This is a genomic window from Aeromonas sp. 603607, from assembly GCF_049171595.1.
Classification (GTDB): Bacteria; Pseudomonadota; Gammaproteobacteria; order Enterobacterales; family Aeromonadaceae; genus Aeromonas; species Aeromonas veronii.
In genome coordinates this window covers 145,973-163,093 of sequence record NZ_JAAKOV010000012.1, presented here as the reverse complement: position 1 = coordinate 163,093, position 17,121 = coordinate 145,973, and the positions used below count along the sequence as shown (strand labels likewise).

Annotated in this window: 12 protein-coding genes; 2 read left to right on the top strand and 10 right to left on the bottom strand. The window is 41.7% G+C overall.

The window, feature by feature from the left end; all coding sequences use genetic code 11:
- From G5315_RS13165 to G5315_RS13135, 7 genes are all read right to left on the bottom strand, one after another.
- Nucleotides 1-263, bottom strand: a 263-nt coding sequence (locus G5315_RS13165; protein ID WP_421333169.1) for a transposase, incomplete at its 3' end; no start/stop codon positions are given.
- A 68-nt stretch (nt 264-331) separates the two neighbouring features.
- Complete coding sequence (locus G5315_RS13160) at nt 332-1,192, bottom strand: TIGR02285 family protein (protein ID WP_421236048.1); 861 nt, start codon at nt 1,190-1,192, stop codon at nt 332-334.
- Nucleotides 1,193-1,560: 368 nt separating this feature from the next.
- Entirely contained in the window at nt 1,561-2,886 is a 1,326-nt protein-coding gene (locus tag G5315_RS13155; protein WP_376901211.1) for a hypothetical protein, read from the bottom strand.
- Between the two features lie 604 nt (nt 2,887-3,490).
- A complete protein-coding gene (locus tag G5315_RS13150) occupies nt 3,491-4,027 on the bottom strand; it encodes a hypothetical protein (RefSeq protein WP_159158219.1) in 537 nt (178 codons plus the stop codon).
- Nucleotides 4,017-4,520 carry a Mov34/MPN/PAD-1 family protein gene (locus G5315_RS13145; RefSeq protein WP_376901212.1) on the bottom strand — a complete coding sequence of 168 codons (504 nt, stop codon included), beginning with the start codon at nt 4,518-4,520 and terminating at the stop codon, nt 4,017-4,019. The genes G5315_RS13150 and G5315_RS13145 overlap by 11 nt, the downstream gene beginning before the upstream one ends.
- Nucleotides 4,492-6,186, bottom strand: a complete 1,695-nt coding sequence (locus G5315_RS13140) for a ThiF family adenylyltransferase (RefSeq protein ID WP_421333168.1) — start codon at nt 6,184-6,186, stop codon at nt 4,492-4,494. The genes G5315_RS13145 and G5315_RS13140 overlap by 29 nt, the downstream gene beginning before the upstream one ends.
- A gap of 88 nt (nt 6,187-6,274) precedes the next feature.
- The gene (locus G5315_RS13135) at nt 6,275-7,435 is read right to left on the bottom strand and encodes a hypothetical protein (RefSeq protein ID WP_376901214.1); all 1,161 of its coding nucleotides are present in this window, start codon (nt 7,433-7,435) and stop codon (nt 6,275-6,277) included.
- 545 nt (nt 7,436-7,980) lie between these two features.
- Here G5315_RS13135 and G5315_RS13130 point away from each other — a divergent pair.
- Entirely contained in the window at nt 7,981-10,842 is a 2,862-nt protein-coding gene (locus G5315_RS13130; protein WP_376901215.1) for a UvrD-helicase domain-containing protein, read from the top strand.
- A 33-nt stretch (nt 10,843-10,875) separates the two neighbouring features.
- Nucleotides 10,876-11,586 (top strand): hypothetical protein, encoded by a 711-nt coding sequence (locus tag G5315_RS13125; protein WP_376901216.1) that lies wholly within the window; start codon nt 10,876-10,878, stop codon nt 11,584-11,586.
- A 295-nt stretch (nt 11,587-11,881) separates the two neighbouring features.
- On the opposite strand, the gene gmtX is transcribed toward G5315_RS13125, so the two are convergent.
- Genes gmtX through G5315_RS13110 form a run of 3 tightly spaced genes read right to left on the bottom strand, consistent with a single transcriptional unit; the run spans nt 11,882 to nt 16,922 of the window.
- A complete protein-coding gene (gene gmtX / locus G5315_RS13120) occupies nt 11,882-12,556 on the bottom strand; it encodes a gamma-mobile-trio protein GmtX (protein ID WP_236319824.1) in 675 nt (224 codons plus the stop codon).
- Nucleotides 12,553-15,525: a VPA1269 family protein gene (locus G5315_RS13115; protein WP_182927755.1), complete on the bottom strand. Its 2,973-nt coding sequence runs from the start codon at nt 15,523-15,525 to the stop codon at nt 12,553-12,555. The genes gmtX and G5315_RS13115 overlap by 4 nt, the downstream gene beginning before the upstream one ends.
- Nucleotides 15,522-16,922, bottom strand: a complete 1,401-nt coding sequence (locus G5315_RS13110) for a tyrosine-type recombinase/integrase (RefSeq protein WP_164091218.1) — start codon at nt 16,920-16,922, stop codon at nt 15,522-15,524. Before G5315_RS13110 ends, G5315_RS13115 begins: the two co-directional genes overlap by 4 nt.
- Nucleotides 16,923-17,121 lie beyond the last annotated feature (199 nt).

The following is a 17,121-nucleotide window of genomic DNA, read 5'->3' as shown; positions in this document are numbered from 1 at the left end:
CGCATGGAGGCGATTTCGTACAGAGCATCTTCCATCGCGCCATCGCTCAGGTTGTACCAATGCTGCATGCAGTGAATACGTAGCATGGTTTCCAGCGGATAAGGTCGCCGGCCATTACCAGCCTTGGGGTAAAACGGCTCGATGACTTCCACCATGTTTTGCCATGGCAGAATCTGCTCCATGCGGGACAAGAAAATCTCTTTTCTGGTCTGACGGCGCTTACTGCTGAATTCATTGTCGGCGAAGGTGAGCTGATGACTCATGATGAACCCTTTTTCATGGCTCCAGATGACAAACATGATCTCATATCAGGGACTTGTTCGCACCTTCCCTAACGCATATCATGGTTAGGTAAGTCACGCCACATATAGCCTTCATTAATATATGCTGGATTAGATTTTAACTTTGATAGCGCTTCATTGATATCAGATATAACTCTATAACCCCACTCAGTTTTCGGTGCAGCAACATAAGTTGATATTTCTTTTGGCTGTCCAGCTATCGGAAGAACTTTGAACTTCCCTAGATAAGCCTTTTTATTTAAATCAGATACTGTTGATGAGCCATACCCAAACTTACTTTCTGTGTAATAGATAATTTCCTCTGGGTATGCGACGGTAAAACCATTTACATCTTTTAATAGCATATCCAGGACATTACCCATCGGAGCATTGAGAGAGTAGTTAACTCTCTTATTTGTTTTATCTTTAATTGCGAGGTCAAATTTACTTCCATATGAACGAGATGCTATGAAATAGCCAAGTTTATCCTTCGATTGAATCAACCGAAGCAAATCAACACCGTCTCCATCAATTATATACTGCTTATAAGTGTTAAGCTCACTGGATGGTATGATTACATGTGGTGCAGTTGATAGTGTTTTATGAAAAGTAGAAAATGTTTGATACTTCTCTCTTTCAGGTGTCTTTATCATATTTCCACAAACAACTTTCTGTCCTTGCTCCATCATATGCCGGATCCTGGCGATGTTAGCCCATATGATCACATGGTTATACTGGGGCAATTCAGCTCTGATCATAGCGTCAGTAACATCAACCACACCTCTACCTGAATAGCTACCATCCTTAATATAAAATGGAGGGATATCATATTGAACCCAATGGATTGTCTCTTTTGCAGTTACATCGACAGATATAATAAAAGAGATGAGTATTAGAAGAATCCTTTTCATGGCAATTTCACCTCTCTATTATACTGATATAAACCATAGTGCGGCGATTAGTCAGCAACACTAACATCTTCACAAGAAAATATTGGCATACGTATGCGCTTTCGTAAACCTACTAACGTAGAAATTTCTGGTTTTCTGTATCGTCAAGGATGGTGCTGAACGTTGATACGCCGAACTCTCCCGCTTGTCGCCATACACGGCAGCATGAGGCTTGATTGTTGCTGTCCCATAGAGCCCATAGAGCCCATAGAGCCCATAGAGCTTGTACGCTATGTGGCGTGCTCTTGAGATCAAGTGCTGTCAGTCAATGGTTAGATAAAAAATGGTTTTCAGGTGAGAACCACACCTACACAATCAGTATTTGAAAATCATGGAATTTTGATATATGAACTATATTTTCGCCTTAAATCATCAATATCTTTTTTTGCTTTCCTTTCTTTTTCCTCTAGTGCTTTTATCTCATTTGATTTTTCTTTCAACAACTGCTCAAACATTACTTTAGCCAGCTCTCTTGCTTTAATATCAATGATGCTTGCCAAGTCTTTTGATTTTTCTGTTAGAGCCTCTTCTCGTTCTTGCAGCGAGATGAGGCTATCATTTAAATTCTTCTGTATTAGGTCTAAGGAGGCTGAACGCCTACGTATTTCGACTTCACCAGCATCAAGCTGAGCCTCTTTAGCTTTAATTGTTCTATTTATATCATCAACCTGTGAATAAAACTCTGCCTTAAGTTCATCTAAATTAAGAAGGTCACGTAGTAAATCTTGCTTTTGATCAACTTCATATTGTATATGATAGAGACGGTCTTTCAATTCCATTTCAAAGCTTCTGTATTGATCTTCCAATAGGATTATTTTTTCCTGTGCCTCTAAAATGGACGACTCTTTTTCTTTTAACACTCTCTCCCATCTTTTTAAAATGGCGTTAGCCTTGCCTTCTGCATGCCGAGACTGTTGAATCACTCTTTGCATATCGCTTAGTTCTGATTCGCGCGTATTTTTTATCGCTTCGAATTCTGCATTAAGTTTTTTAACCTCTGTCTGGTGCTTTGAACTCAAAGATGAATACTGATGCTGTAAAGATAATAATTGTTGTCTATTATGGGAGTAAATCATTTCGGAGAAGTTGCCTACAGGGGCTACAGACACCCATTTTTTGGGGCATTTTTTTAGATAATCTCTTATCTCTTCTTTTGATATTATCTCTCCTTTCACACGAAATCCACTCAGGTCAAGTTCAATGCAGGTTGCATTCACCCTCTTTAATTCTTTAACTTTCCCTCGATCACAAAAATGCGTAACTGCAATTTCGATGAGAACCTTCTCTCCCTCGATGAACCCAATAACATCAGGTATAACTCTGCCTTCATAAACCTCACATACCATCTCATCAAAGGCTATATTTTGATGTATTGGATTTATAGTTCCAATAGGCAGTAACAACTGCCTATCCGTTGCTAAAACCTCTTTAGCTAGGATATGTATTTCCGTTTCCGGCTTCCAGGTACAGGCATTCTGTTCGACTGAATTAGGCTCATGAGAGAAATAATGGGCTTTAACTTGCCCCTTCATTGCCCAGACAACGCCCTGACAACCTATGCATGTGCAATTGCATCCTTTGCCACTCACAACCTCTTTGACATCAACTATATGGCCGTTGTCGTCAAGGGCGCGAGTCATCAGGATTCTTGCCATCTCTATCCTACCCACAAATGGATCTATGTATAAAAGCACATCAGTTTATTCAGTTAAATTGGATGCTTTAACTACATCAGTAGTTACAACACTTTCATGAAAAATCATACACTTACATTTGATTGTTTTGAACTTCGTCAAGTTCCAATTGGATTTAGATGTATGACCACTCCCCAGGTGAGCTCATTGAGCTTTAGAGGGTGCGTAGGAGCGGACTGGTAATCAGGGAGGGGGAATGGATGCAGTACGGTGGAAGACTCTGAAATTGATACCAAAGGAAGGGCGCACGAAAGTAGCGTAAAAAAGACACCAGTTTTAGATTTGTGTAAGGTGATAACTAGATCTGTACATACGATGCACATATCATGGTGGAAATAATAAATGTTGTATATACATCATAAATACCACATATATTCTCTGGTATGCCGAACAACAGGGTTCACTGGGTCATACGCTTGGTCTTGGCCTTCGTAGGTGAGTGAGAGGTAACTGCGATAGTCAGCATCAGTTGCAATCTTCATCACTTGCCGTGTGCCGATAGAGCTTTACCCACCCTAGGTGGTGGGCGGCAAGAGGTTAAGGTCAAGCAACGTTTGGCTGAAGGTTACGAACCTTGTGTTTGTCTGCTTTCCTTAACCTTTACCGAACTGGACACCTGTCCCTCAAATTTTTTCAAAAATCCATCTACATTCAGACCTGCAAAAAATGATAGGACATAAAGTAATTTCTCTGGGTGCTCAGCTGAAGGCGAACCAACAGCCACAAGACCAGCAGAGATAATCAAATAAGTGGCGAAACCCATCAGGCCTGACGCAAATGGTCGTAATAAATACCAAACAACCCAGACCTCATCCCATTGCTTTCTGACACTATAATTCAAATACACCGCCCGCAAGCAATACAGTACGCCACCACTAACTGCTACCAGCACGCACTCGATAACTTGCTTAATCGACACAACCCAAGGAGGGGGGGCATTAGTTGTGACCATGTACCAGTACCCAATGGAAGGCATTAGTAGCAAAAGAAGATAGATGCCAACAGCGATAGCACAGAAAAAATCTCTTTTTGTGTAGGCTTTCGGTTGTATGGGCAGCTCTTTTCTGGTGTTTAGCTGCTCTTGTATAATTTCATTTTGCATTAAATCGATATTCCTTTTTACCGTCGGTTAAAGCGACATAACTTTGTTCGATCCCCGCAGTTCCAAGAATCAGCATGATGAAATAATTAAGCTGATGTTCAGATTCTAGAAAGGTACTTCGGATCGATTGGGTGTCATCCCAAGAAGGGGTTGGATTACAACAAGGGTGAGTATGCCAATCACCGAGGTAGTGTAATCCCATATTGAATCTCTCCTGTATTGTTTTGTTGGCTTCTCGTTTATTCCATGAAAAGCCAAAGCGAGACCTCTTATCAGCGCTGCTGGGGGAGGATACAGATAAGACCGTCACCACACCGGAATCGATTTCTCCAAACAGAAAACCACCAGCTTCATCTTTTTTACCAGTTTGTTTGTGCTGGTATAATTGGTTGATCGCGTTTTCCGAAAAATTCACTGATAGCCCATGTAAAGAGAGGGATGTGAACTCAATAGACGCAGCCTGACTAGATAACGCTGAGGATTCTAGAGCCATCGCCAATCTCTCCATACTTTTCTTCCCAACCTGGATTCCATGTGCCATCTACTGATTGCAGAAGCTTTCGGCTCCCTACCCATACACGATAGCAATCTTCATAAATGCCTTCACAAGCAAGCTCAGTGACAGTTTCAGCTATCATGCTATGCCCGAAGCTAAGTTCTACACCGCCGTATGGCTGGAATACGCCACCACAAAAATGTGTTTTCTTAGTGGTTTGATGGTCAAACTTGGCGCAGCTCTCTTGGAGTTTCCCTGTGTTATCAAATAGAGACCCATAGCTAAAGCTACCGGCCATATTTACATAGCAATGGGTAGCTACAGCATGTGCTTCGGTAAAACAGAAGACAACACTACATAATAGTCTGTCATTTTCTATCATTTCCTGTATGGCTTTATCTGATGCCCATTCTGCTGTTGCACTTATGACCAAATCACATTTTGTTGTAAGTGCTTCTATAGCCTTCTCGTCGTCAAACCATTTACGACACCCTGCATACAAAACATTTACCCATGGGTAGCTCTTCTGAATATAACTTTTGCAAGCTTCCGCTTTATTGGTGCCTATGTAGTTCATGCCAAGAAGGTGTCTGCCGACATTTGCAGCCTCAAGCGAGTCACCATCACATAAAACAAACTGACTGAACCCAGCTTTAATAAGTAGAGGGATAAGACTTGAACCTACAGAGCCAAGCCCGATAATACCAATAGTAGTTGCACTGGTTATTGGGAGGCATGGGTTCGAGTCTCTACCTAGAACCCATGATGCGTCTCTGCGTTCTACGTCTATTCCACGGATAGCAATTTGCGAACATCTAGCTTTTAGGTATTGTAAAGGGATACGGTTATCTCTAAAACCATTTCCAGCTTTTGCTTTGGGCAGATTTTCTTGTCCGGCATGACCTCTTGTACTAATGCCACCCACGCACCTCATCGCAGTGATAATTGCACCGTTGACTGTATTGGTTTGTACTAAGAATGCAGGATTATTGAGACTAGAACCCAAGATACATGCGATTGCATCTAACGCTTGGTTGTGATTGACACATTGGGCTTCCAGTATCGACAAAATATTACCAAGTGTCGTTGGATATTCCGATGGCCGCCAAGCTTCAGTCAGATTAATAAGGAGTGTGGTAGAACAGTGTTTGTGGCTCGGCTTGAGGCCAATGTTTTTCAGCCAAGCATTGAGCTCATCTTTGGTGTCAGCAAATATGACGCCTTTGGTGCTGTCATAAGCTACATGAACCTGTCTAGATGTAAGGATCTTGACGTTACATAAACAGGTAGCCTTCTCTTCCTTTGGTGAGGGGGTATAAGAACGAGCCCAGTAACTTAACAAACCAGTGTAGAAGTCCTCATCGAGTTCACCTGAGATTGTTTTTTCTACCAAAGAGTGACTATCGTTGATTAGGTGTTCAACATAAGCAATGTCTTGCGGGTCAAAGGAAACCTCATCCCCCCATACACAAAGCCTACCTTGCTCTTCAACATGAGGGTACTTTAAGACTTCCAGTTTGGGGTGAGTATAGATGTGCGGAACACTGAAGGGAAAAGTAGGTCTAGCCGCAACAATCAATTGAATCTCATTACCACAGTCTGGGTGCCTGATGTCAGTTTGGATACGCCAACTGGCTGCATAGGGGCTTGAGGTAATCCCCAAGCCCCGCAACTCTCCTTCAGATAGTCGCTCAGCCGAATACCTGTCAGAAAGGTACTCGCTTAGTACCTCAATTGAGGTCAGCTGAACATTAGGCATACGTACTTTTTCCGCTCTTAGAAACCGCTGCGGGGTTAGCAACCGTCGAGAAGTCACGCTTTTGTGTTTTTTTTGTTTTCTTTGGCTTGCCTTCAGTGAAAGTGATCATGAGTGAATTCGGATTGCCATCAGCATCCTCACCTTGCTCCACTACGGCCAAAAACTCGCCTCCTTTTTTGTCCTTAAGAATTTTTTCGTATTCATCCCTAGCACGTTGTGATGGAGGTGTCTTTTCACCAAATTCTTGGCTGCTACATAGAATTAATGCGCTTGGGTTTGCGAAGCTCAAGGCAGCATGGGCGGACTCATTCAGTTGAGGATCTTCGCATTGCGATTCGCTGTCATTAGAGAGTGAGCGCCAAGAGCAGTGGTGTGGAGCCAGAAGAACATCATAGGCAAGCTCATCAAGTTGACCCGTAGCCTTCAGTTTGTCATGAAGAACTTCCCAGCACTTAACTTCTGCATCGCCGCCGATGAGAACTGAGTGCGTGTGGGTGATATTGCAAGCAAGTTCGTCATTGTAGATAGTATTAGTCAAGTCAAAGCGAATGATTGCGCTGGAGTTGTTCTTTGTAAGCTCTTCTTCGTCTTCGGCAACCTCCTGTTTATCGGCAGGAGCAAGCAAGAAAGCATTAAGAGAGTTGTCATCTATACCGGACATATCACCGAACAATGTATAAAGATCGGCAACAATTGGCTGGATATCATCTGTTTTGCCATCTTCATCTGAAGAAAGGATGATAATACGATTGCCTGCATCGCCAATGTGCTTGCTATCCCGATAGAGTTGAACTCGACGCTTAGCTTCTGTATTGAATACTCGGGCATCATCACAAAGGGGGTTGTTGCCATCTGCCCCTTTTGCTGTCGCTCGGCGGAATACACGAGGTGATGACCAAATTTCGTTGATGATAATTTTGTTGGACTTATCACTCCAGCCATCTGGAACACCAGTATGGAACATGGTGTCAAATCCGGTTATGTGGTCTGCATCAGGGTGGGTAAGAACAAACACATCCACATAAAGGCGGCCATCCTCGTCAGTGTTCAGGCGCTCTCTCAGACGATCTTCTAGGTAATCGTACTCTTTACCTGCTCTTCGATAGCAGTCAATCAAAATCTTTTTGTTATTTTTAGTGGTGATTAAGGTCATGTCTCCGTTACCTACGGGGAAAACCTCTATTGACGGTGATGCCATTTGTGTGCTCCATAATGAAGATGTGTTTAGAATACATGAGCTAATTGATACACATATCAAACCACTAGTAAGAACCGAATACAACTCAACGTTGTTTATCAAAATCGAAGTCAGATCACCCTTACCCAATCAGTTGCCCCCTTTATTCACTGGCTTGAGAACAGGCATACCAAACCCTATCAACTTGTATACAACCATAACTCTAGCCAGCTGCTTTCCCGCTTGTCGCCAACTTGGCCGCATGGAGCGCTACATTGTTGCCAGTCCCATGGGACTTGTACGCTATGTCACATGCTCTTGAGGTCAAACAACACCAGGTCTTCACAAGCCCAAACCACAACTTAGATGCAGCTCCGTGTGATCGCCCTCTCATCTAGTTTTCTCTACTCATAGGTTTGTGACCAAACAACGCCTGTAATCTGTTACGATATCACTCATTTGGCACCACAACTTGTGGGCAAGTAAATAAGTCGCATGACGCATTAATTAGAGAGTTGTTAATGAATGATTCCATAGCCAAGCTCTCATTTAACTTCATTGGGAAAATCCTTGGCTCAGATACTATTGTTGTGCAGGGAGATAATTTAGTATCCTCAAAAAAAGATACTATTTTAGAAAATGACTCTGCATCCGATTTCAGGAGTTTTGCAACTTTTGAACGAAAACTCCTAGGCGGAATACTTACCTACAAAATTGGAAGTAAGACTAAGAAACACAAATTTATTAGATGCGCTGATTCAGATAGCTTCGTTGAGTCGCTAAATACTTTAATAGCAAAACACATTACAACAACAATAGAGCAGAAAGTTACTGAGTTTAATAGTCTTGCTTTTGACGAGTACCCAAGAGATTCTTGGGTGATCAATCTTGCTCAGATATGTATGTCATTGAGCCGCGACTATGAGGCCCAGAGCGAACAATGGGAAAGATATTTAAATCCTGAACTAATAGAGAAGGTAAAAAACCTAATATCATACCATCCTCTTAATATTGACTACATACGCGAGCAGCACGAAGAGTATCAACTTATAAAAAGAAAAGAGTTCTTTGATGTAGTAGAATCAAATCCATTAACTAATGAACAGCGTTTAGGCGTATTACGTTCAAATGATAGGAATATGGTACTTGCAGCAGCTGGTACTGGAAAAACATCCGTCATGGTTGCTAAGACCCTCGATTTGATAGACCGAGGATTAGCGAAGCCATCGGAGATCTTGGTTCTTGCATATAATAAGACTGCTGCGGGCGAACTAAGTGAACGCCTAGAAGATAAAGCTAAGAAGTCTAATATTGAGCTAGAATCGACTCCAGATATTGCTACTTTCCATGCGTTAGGAAGGATGATTCTACGTAATTCAAACGTTGATACCAATATATCTATTTTTACTGAGGATGACGTAAAGCTAAAATTATGGGTCACCTCATGGCTTGAAGAGTATTTATCATCAGATATCGATAGAATTTATGACTTTATAAACATGTTCCCAGAACCCGTTAACCCTTTTGATTTTAAGTCGAAATCAGAATATGAAGCGTATATCAGGGACAACGAATTTAGAACCCTCAACAGTGATCTCGTTAAGGGTTACCAGGAACTCCTTATAGCAAATTTCCTTTATGAGAATGGTGTTGAGTATAAGTATGAGTCTCCATATGTGACCAAACGGCGCATCGATATTGGTTTTGACTATCGCCCAGACTTTAAAATCATAGAACCTGAACTTTATATTGAACATTTTGGTATAGACCGTAATGGAAGAACCAGGCCGGATATAGATCGTGTTTCTTATAATCAGTCCATTAATAATAAAAGAATGCTGCATAATGAATGTGAAACTGTTTTAATTGAGACATTCCATTATGAATGGATAGAGGGTGTTTTACTGGAAAACCTCAAGAAAAAGCTGTTAGATAATGGTGTCGTTCTTAATCCATTATCTTCTGATGAACTGTTCAACAAGCTGCGTGATATGGGTCATATCACAGGCTGGGGTGAGCTTTTGACAAAAGCCCTCCAATCCATTCGAGTTGAACGCCTCACGAAAGAGTCCATACAGAGTAGGTTCGAGACTACTGGAGTGCATCATTCCAAGAAGCTCTCAGAAATCTTGGATTTGCTTCATCATGCATATATCAGTGAGCTCAGAGAACAGAATGCAATTGATTTTGATGACATGATAATCAGAGCAATTCAAGAGGTTAATGCTGGAAAATATATTCCTGAATGGCGATACATACTGGTTGATGAGTTCCAGGATATATCAACAGCTCGAATGGAGTTCATCCAGACCATCATTAAAAATGGGCCACAGCCATCACTAACTGTCGTTGGTGATGATTGGCAGTCAATTTATAGATTTAATGGTGGAAAGTTAGAGCTAACAACTCGCTTTGGTGAAATCGTTGGTAGCTATACGCTTACTAAGCTACAAAAGACCTTCCGCTATAACAATAGTATTGCTGATACTGCTGGTCAGTTCATTATGGAAAATCCTGAACAGTATAAAAAGTATATAGAAACGCATACTGTGGTTGAGGATTCACAGATTTATCTGCTTGATGACAAATCCCCAGAAAAAGGAGGTTTGAATAAAAGAGTCGCTGAGGTTGTTCAAAAGATTAGAAAAAATGATGCGACTGGAAGCATCGCCGTTATTGCTCGTTATAACTATCTTTTAAATGAGGCTAATAGTGCATTAAAACAGACGAATAATTTGCGCAATGTTAACTTCTGGAGTTTCCATAAATCTAAGGGGTTAGAGGCAGACTATGTAATTTTAATCGGCTTCTTTCAAGGAAAGATGGGATTCCCTAATGAAAATAAAGACAACCTTATAGTTGAATCCCTGCTGCCATCTCTAGACCCATATCCTCATTCTGAGGAAAGGCGTCTCCTGTATGTAGGCATTACCCGAGCAAGGAAGAAAGTCTACATTATTGCCAATCCTACAGCACCATCCGATTTTGTGACGGAGTTACTCTCGCCAAAATACAAGATAAATGTTGTTTCAAAAGCATTCAGTGAGGAATCAAAAAAAAGGTTCAAGTGCCCATACTGTACAGATGGCTATCTAAGGTTGGTCAAGGGGCCGTATAGTGATTTCTATGCTTGTAGCACAGGTTTTGGCTGTCCTGTAGGAAAGGCTAGAGTGTGTGAAAAATGCCACTCACCCTCAATCGATACAAGGAATGAGAGTGTTTGCAATAATTCGCTTTGTGGTTGCAAAATTAAAATATGCCCTGAGTGCGGACGACCAATGAAAATCCGTAATGGTCAGTATGGTGACTTTTGGGGATGTACTGGTTATGGGATTAAGGATGACCAGTGCAAGGTTACCATCAAGGTCAAGGCAGGCTTATGATAGCTAATTACGTGAGTTAAGGTAGGGGAACATATGGATACGTATTCCGAAATCATAAATGAATTCAATAGTACGTTTTCTACCAACGCTAGCCTGTGTGAAGATTTAAAAGTTGGGTGGGATCTGGGAGATTGTAGGTCTTTTGCTTTATACCAGTTAGTAGAAGACCAACGTAGCGCCCCCTTTGGTACGGTTCTATACCACCATATTGGCAGCTACAACACTGGTGAGGTATACGAAGCAGAGGGGACAGCAGGCTTCAGTCTCAGCTCACGACTCGATAGTATTGAAAAATTTTTCCCTTTGTCTTCAAACAAGGCGACTCGAAATTTAGAGATTGGATATCGGTCACCCTGGCTTGGCGGTAGTTGTGCATTTTCCTCTATTCCGTTTAAGCGGTGGTGGGTTGATTCATTTAAAACATTGTGTGCAAATGCTCCTGCCCAGGCTGAGCTGGTTAACTCATTCTTGACGCGAGAGATAGAGGTTCTTGCGAACAAAGCTAGAAAAAATAACGATAAAAGTGGCTCAGTTTACGAGCGCTTCGTAGAACGGTTTGAGTACCTATCACTTCGTGTAAATCAAGAATTTCTTGATTCAACAAACTACATTCTTCATCCTGAACTGTTTTTTAATGTAGTTTCAAATAATTTGGTTAGTTTGAATGAACAAGAGAAAAGGGAGTTAATGAACAAGGCTAGAAGAGATTGCCATTTTGATGACCCACTTAAGAAGTGGTGGTAGTCAGCGATGGCAGTTAGCAGTTCTACGCAATCATCAGACTTATGTAAGCAATGGCTGTCTCGACAGGTTGCTCGGTTGCAAAGGGGATATCGATTACTTCCTAACCAGGCGAGCTCATTGAACTTTAGAGGATTTGTAGAAGCGGACTGACCATTATGCTAGATGATCGAGGGGCCGTACCCTACAGCACATTGAATAGGCTCTAAAATTGATGCCAATGGCAGTATGCCCGAAAGTAGCCAAAACAAGACTCCGGTTTGAGGTCGGTGTCTTGTGATAACTAGAACTGTACAAGTCATTTCTGCTTATAGTCTAAATCTTGACTGTCCAGAATTGCTTCCAACGCCTCTGCTAATCCTGGATCTGAAAGTACTGTTCCTGCTGGAATCGGCCGCTTAGCTATCAGACACCCATCATTGTTGAAAGACAAACTCGGGTTAGATTGATTGAGCAGGTTTGAGATAACTTCCCGATTCAACTCACTCAATATTGTTGCTACCAAATTAGTAGTCCCTATATCCATAGATACAACTGGTAATTTCTCGATGTTTCTCAATGCGTCATTTTGAGCCTTTAGCGAGCGGACTTGGCCAATGAATATCATCATTTTATGCTGAAGAACTGGATCACTAATTTTTGCTAGATCTTGTTCATCAATTTGGATTACTCCATTATCAATTGTCTCAGTAATCTTAACCTTCTTCGCCGCCAGAACCTCTATCCAAGCATCGATTAAAATGGGATAAGGATTTTGGCCATTACGTTTGTTGTAAATTGTTCTAGTCGAGATCTTATACCCTTGTGTTCCTAATATTTTTACTACAGATGCAGCAGAAGGCGTTGAACCCTGTTTTACCAGCTTTGCACAAACCTCATGGATATTCGCAAGCATTTTCCTTTGGTCTGCTTTTCTATTTTTTGATAATTCCTGATACAAATCCTCTACTTGGCTAATTGTTACGGGTGTCATTGATCATTTTCCTTGTGCAAAATCTGACTAGATAACTGTAGTCTTGCCATTTCACGCGGCATACTAGGGGTAAAGCCAAGCTCTTCTAGGGTCACACTACCTGATTGCAATGCTACTATCTCCTCTCCTGTGGCTCTAGTTACAAGCAGTTTTGCCAGGCTATCTGCGACTCTCCGTTTTTCATCTATTGTCAGCGGTAGCATCATGAGCGGCTTATATCCGTTGTTTAGAAGGATAATATTCATCACCTCATCACGTTCTCGCTCATAGTTTTCATCACGGTCATTGATATAAATTCTGCTAGCCTGAACAACGAGATCTAGTGTTTTGAAATTGCTAGGTGACTCAGCATATTCTATATCGAAGTGGCTTTGTGAGTGCACAACAAGATCAATCCCCCCTTCAGGACTTCCATCTGGTATCTGACGAATTTTACTGATGAGATTATGAGTCGCATGAAGCGAACGGATCAGAGTATCTGTTTCATTACTAAGGCGCTCAATTATTGAGTGTAATTTGTTAATATCAGTCCTCAATTTTGCATCAGGCTTTTCTCCAGCCTTCACGGCGGTTCTCAAATTAACCTGAAGTTTATTCACATTTTCGGTGGCATCTTGAGTTGCCTTTATCTTTTTCTCTATCTCAAGTAGTAATTTGTTTCCGTGTACTATCAACTCCATTTTCCAAGGAGAACCGGTAATGAAATGACGGCAATTAATACAGTCTTTATCTGAAACCGCTCCATAAGTATTAGTTTTCCCATTTTTACGAATAACTTCTCCACCATCGTAACACCTCGTACCACCGTATGGGCAAATTCCTAGATGGGTTGCATTCCAAATACCGACAATGGCAGTACAATTTCTGCTTAATGCGATTGCAGCATCTTCACTATTGTATGCTGCATATTTTTTCACCTCATCCCACGAAGAACTCTTAATCCACCGAGCAAAGTCTTCCTGTTCCCTTAGCAGGATATTGTGACTGGCCTCATTCAGTATTTCTGTGACGTGAGCTACCGAATGTTTTATGTAATAGAGGGTCATGGTCAAGCTTTTGTGCCCAGCAACAAGCTTACTAAGCACATCAATTGGAACCCCTTGTTCTGCCAGTGAGGTTAGTCCCGCAACCCTTAATCCGTGAGGTGTAAAGAATACTAATTGGGGTTGTCCAACCTCATTCCAATTAAGAACAAGTTGGATATCCAGTCCCTCTTCATTAAGCTGTTTTTCCAGTTCAGCCATTGCCAGATTCCAATACTGAACTAGAGAACGCTCAGTTGGAGGGACCATGCTAGTTGCAGCACTTCGTTTCGAGTTTATGCCCGAACGGAAAAGATAAAAACGGTCAGGAATACTATCTGCGATAGCCTGATTGGCTGTTTGAGGAAATACAGAATCTGGAATTTCTCTGGCAGAGACAGGATTGTAACACGGATTATACTTTTCCTGCCATGCTCTTAACTCTGTTGCCAGACGGATTATTTCGGGATGCTTCCAAGGAATTTCATAACCAGAGAATTCACTAAACCCCACATCTTTGTCTGCTGTTTTATTGGAGTTTATGTAAAGAACCAGATTCTGGTCACTTTCTTCAAATGAGCGAGATTCTCTCAGTAAACCACGGTCATAAACTCTAGCTTTAGGATCGTTTTTCCAAAAATTAGCGGTACTTGATTTATTTGCAATCCATTTATTTAACTCTGGTGAGAATTGCTTAGTATCGCCCTCTCCAGAATCACACCGTAGCAACTGGATACGCCGAACTGGAATTTCTAACATCATCAGGTAGATATATGTAACTGAAGGTAACCAGAGAGGCTCACCTAGTTCGTTTGTTAAATGGTCACTATATTCACTACTTAATGTTTTTGGCCATGCATAATCTTCTCCTGAGAGCAAATCCCTTAACCTCATTCTAAGCCATAATGGCATAACCTCCTTGGTAGAAGATCCTGGCACATCCAAATCACTTTTATGCGAATTAAAAAAAGATTTAAGTGCTTGCGGACGAACTAATGGGTATGCGGCAGAAAATTTATCACCATTTTCTTCGGTGTCAGATAAATAGGTTTCGATAAACCAGTTGGAAAAGTTCGTGTTGTATCTTACAAAATCGCAGAGAGCGGCCTCACTGGAAAATAACTTTTCATGAAACTTTGCTTCCGACCATGCTATGAAATCTACGGGTGGTTGTGAGCTAAAGAACTCTTCTGGCGATGGTATTTGGGTGCCAAAATAGACATCTTCCAAGAAGATACGAAATCGATGAAATGCAGTATGATAAGTTTTTAGCGTAAAGTTACGAGTTGATTCTATATAGTGGTTCCAACGCTCAACCCATGAAACAAGATGCTCAGGCGGCTTAGCCAGAAGATCCTCGCCTTTGTTGACTTTATCTGAGCGTTTTACGTGAATCGCCTTAGAGAAGTTATACCCTTCTACCATTAAAGTTAGTAGTTGAGCTACCCCCTTTAAACCTGCTTTATCATGAATGCTTAGATCATTAATATACCGGTCCCCGTCGGCGGTTCTTATAGGAGCTAAAAACTCCTCCCAGTCCTCCATAGTGACGTCATTAAGGTATTCCCTTTCCATCAGAAAAAGAAGTTCACTCGCAGCAGTGATAATATTATTGACGAGAGTGGCTCTTGCTTGCTCACTTTTTGGGCTATTAGCAACCCCATGAGAGGCTATATCCTTTTCAAGCCTATCTACTATTGACTTTGGGACAAGTAGCCTTCTTAAATTTTTGGGCATGTACGACTGCCCATATCTAGCGTAAAAAAATTCAGACGTTACCATCCATTTACACGTTTTGTAGTTTTTTATCAAACGCTCAAACGCATTTTCAACCTCTCTTGAAACCTTGGATGCAGCAAAAGGAGAAATGATCATCACAGATAGGGTTATTTCATCATTTTGTTCAATTGCGTTGCCATTTCTTACACTGATACCGCGCAATTTCATTTGACCATTCCTATATTGTTTAGTTGTGAGCTAAGTGTGTAACTGGCCAAGATCTTCTGAACCTTATCTGGTGGTAGTTTTTTGTATACTTCTTGAGCATCAATGGTTCGATGGTGCATTACATCCTTAATTATCTGGGGCTCAACTCCAGCTTCGGCCATTACATGTCCAACGTGGTGCCGTAACGCATGCGGATTGAGTCCATAATCTCGACCACGCGGCAACTTCCGCCCAAGTTTTTTCTCCAACCGCCCTAGAGCCCTCTCAAAAGATTTATCGAATGCAGCCATTGAGTAAGGAGCACCTCGATAGCTGATGCCTGCCCCACGATCTTCACCATTAGATACAAATAAAAATGGATGTTCTGTTCCGTGATTAGCCTTGTAACTCTTCATTAGTGAAGGACGATAGCGGTTCATGTAGAGCAAATACATTTCCCAAAACAGGAACGAGTACGACTCATGTATGAAATAAACAGGCGCTGACAGCGTTTTTTTATCTACGGCCAGAGATTTCCAAGTAGCATGGTGACTTCTGCTAGCACCACTCCGATTTCTAGGTAACATTTTCCTCTGAGCTAGGTACTGCTCTCTGGTTTGTTTGTTGCCTCTAAAACCTGTTTGTGAGCCTGAGGGATGAAATAAGGTTACTGCGCACCCTCTAGCAGGTTCAGGCACGACATCATTAAACCAGAGATGAAATGGTTCCCCTTTTCTAAGCCCACCGCCTGCAAGCAATATAGTGATCATTTTGGCCGTTATGTCCTCTCGTTCAAATGGATCAGTTGCATGAGGATCACGAATAAAGCCATGTGTTATTAGCTGAGGAATTAGCTCTGAAGGGAAGTTGTTGACAGTTCGAATGTTACCTATCGACTCTCGTGGATCATTACCCAATTCCATACCAAAAAACTTCCTCGCCTTATCCAACCCTTCCGCCAGCATGTTGACGTCCTTGGTGTGATATAGCATGGATTTACTGGCTATTATTTTACTAGCCGTCAGCAGCCTCCTTAGGCTAGGTGGGACTTCTTCTAAATACCGAAGGAAAACCGGATCCTCTTTCCTGCTGGTTTCATCTTTCCAAGCGATAAACCTAGTTATGCTAGAGCACATCTTTTTTTGCACAGAAACCGAACCAGGGGCCCAATAAAGACCTGTCTTGTCTTGATAGGTCTCGGGATCAATAGTGCCATGGCAAAGGGACAGCGAGAACCGCCGGAAAAGCTCTTGTCTTGATAGACCTAAATCGGCGACAGCAACGGAGAAATCATATAGCAGGCCCAGCGCTCTAGACGTTTGTCTGGCCCACGACAAGCTAGTATTTGGGCGAGCTTTGAAGTACTCAACAAGAGGCCAGAAAACAGACAGCCCGTTTGGAGTAATCAAGTATAACATTGGTAGCTTCATGGTTGAGACATCAGCCAACTTCTGGATGATCACAACATGAGACCTACCTATTGGAGAATTCTCACCCAACCTCAAAGCAACACTCCTTTAACATGACGTTCCATGTGTTAACTTAATGGTAAGATCTAATAGGGGGTTGGTCAAATCAATAAGCTATAAAATTTTGTTGATTTATGCGACTTATCAG

Excerpts from the sequence above, each read along its gene's own strand:
- G5315_RS13115 (WP_182927755.1), bottom strand. The coding sequence starts at position 15,525 with ATGAAATTGCGCGGTATCAGTGTAAGAAATGGCAACGCAATTGAACAA.
- G5315_RS13150 (WP_159158219.1), bottom strand. The coding sequence starts at position 4,027 with ATGCAAAATGAAATTATACAAGAGCAGCTAAACACCAGAAAAGAGCTG.
- gmtX (WP_236319824.1), bottom strand. The coding sequence starts at position 12,556 with ATGACACCCGTAACAATTAGCCAAGTAGAGGATTTGTATCAGGAATTA.
- G5315_RS13160 (WP_421236048.1), bottom strand. The coding sequence starts at position 1,192 with ATGAAAAGGATTCTTCTAATACTCATCTCTTTTATTATATCTGTCGAT.
- G5315_RS13125 (WP_376901216.1), top strand. The coding sequence starts at position 10,876 with ATGGATACGTATTCCGAAATCATAAATGAATTCAATAGTACGTTTTCT.
- G5315_RS13130 (WP_376901215.1), top strand. The coding sequence starts at position 7,981 with ATGAATGATTCCATAGCCAAGCTCTCATTTAACTTCATTGGGAAAATC.
- G5315_RS13155 (WP_376901211.1), bottom strand. The coding sequence starts at position 2,886 with ATGGCAAGAATCCTGATGACTCGCGCCCTTGACGACAACGGCCATATA.
- G5315_RS13145 (WP_376901212.1), bottom strand. The coding sequence starts at position 4,520 with ATGGCTCTAGAATCCTCAGCGTTATCTAGTCAGGCTGCGTCTATTGAG.
- G5315_RS13110 (WP_164091218.1), bottom strand. The coding sequence starts at position 16,922 with ATGTTATACTTGATTACTCCAAACGGGCTGTCTGTTTTCTGGCCTCTT.
- G5315_RS13135 (WP_376901214.1), bottom strand. The coding sequence starts at position 7,435 with ATGACCTTAATCACCACTAAAAATAACAAAAAGATTTTGATTGACTGC.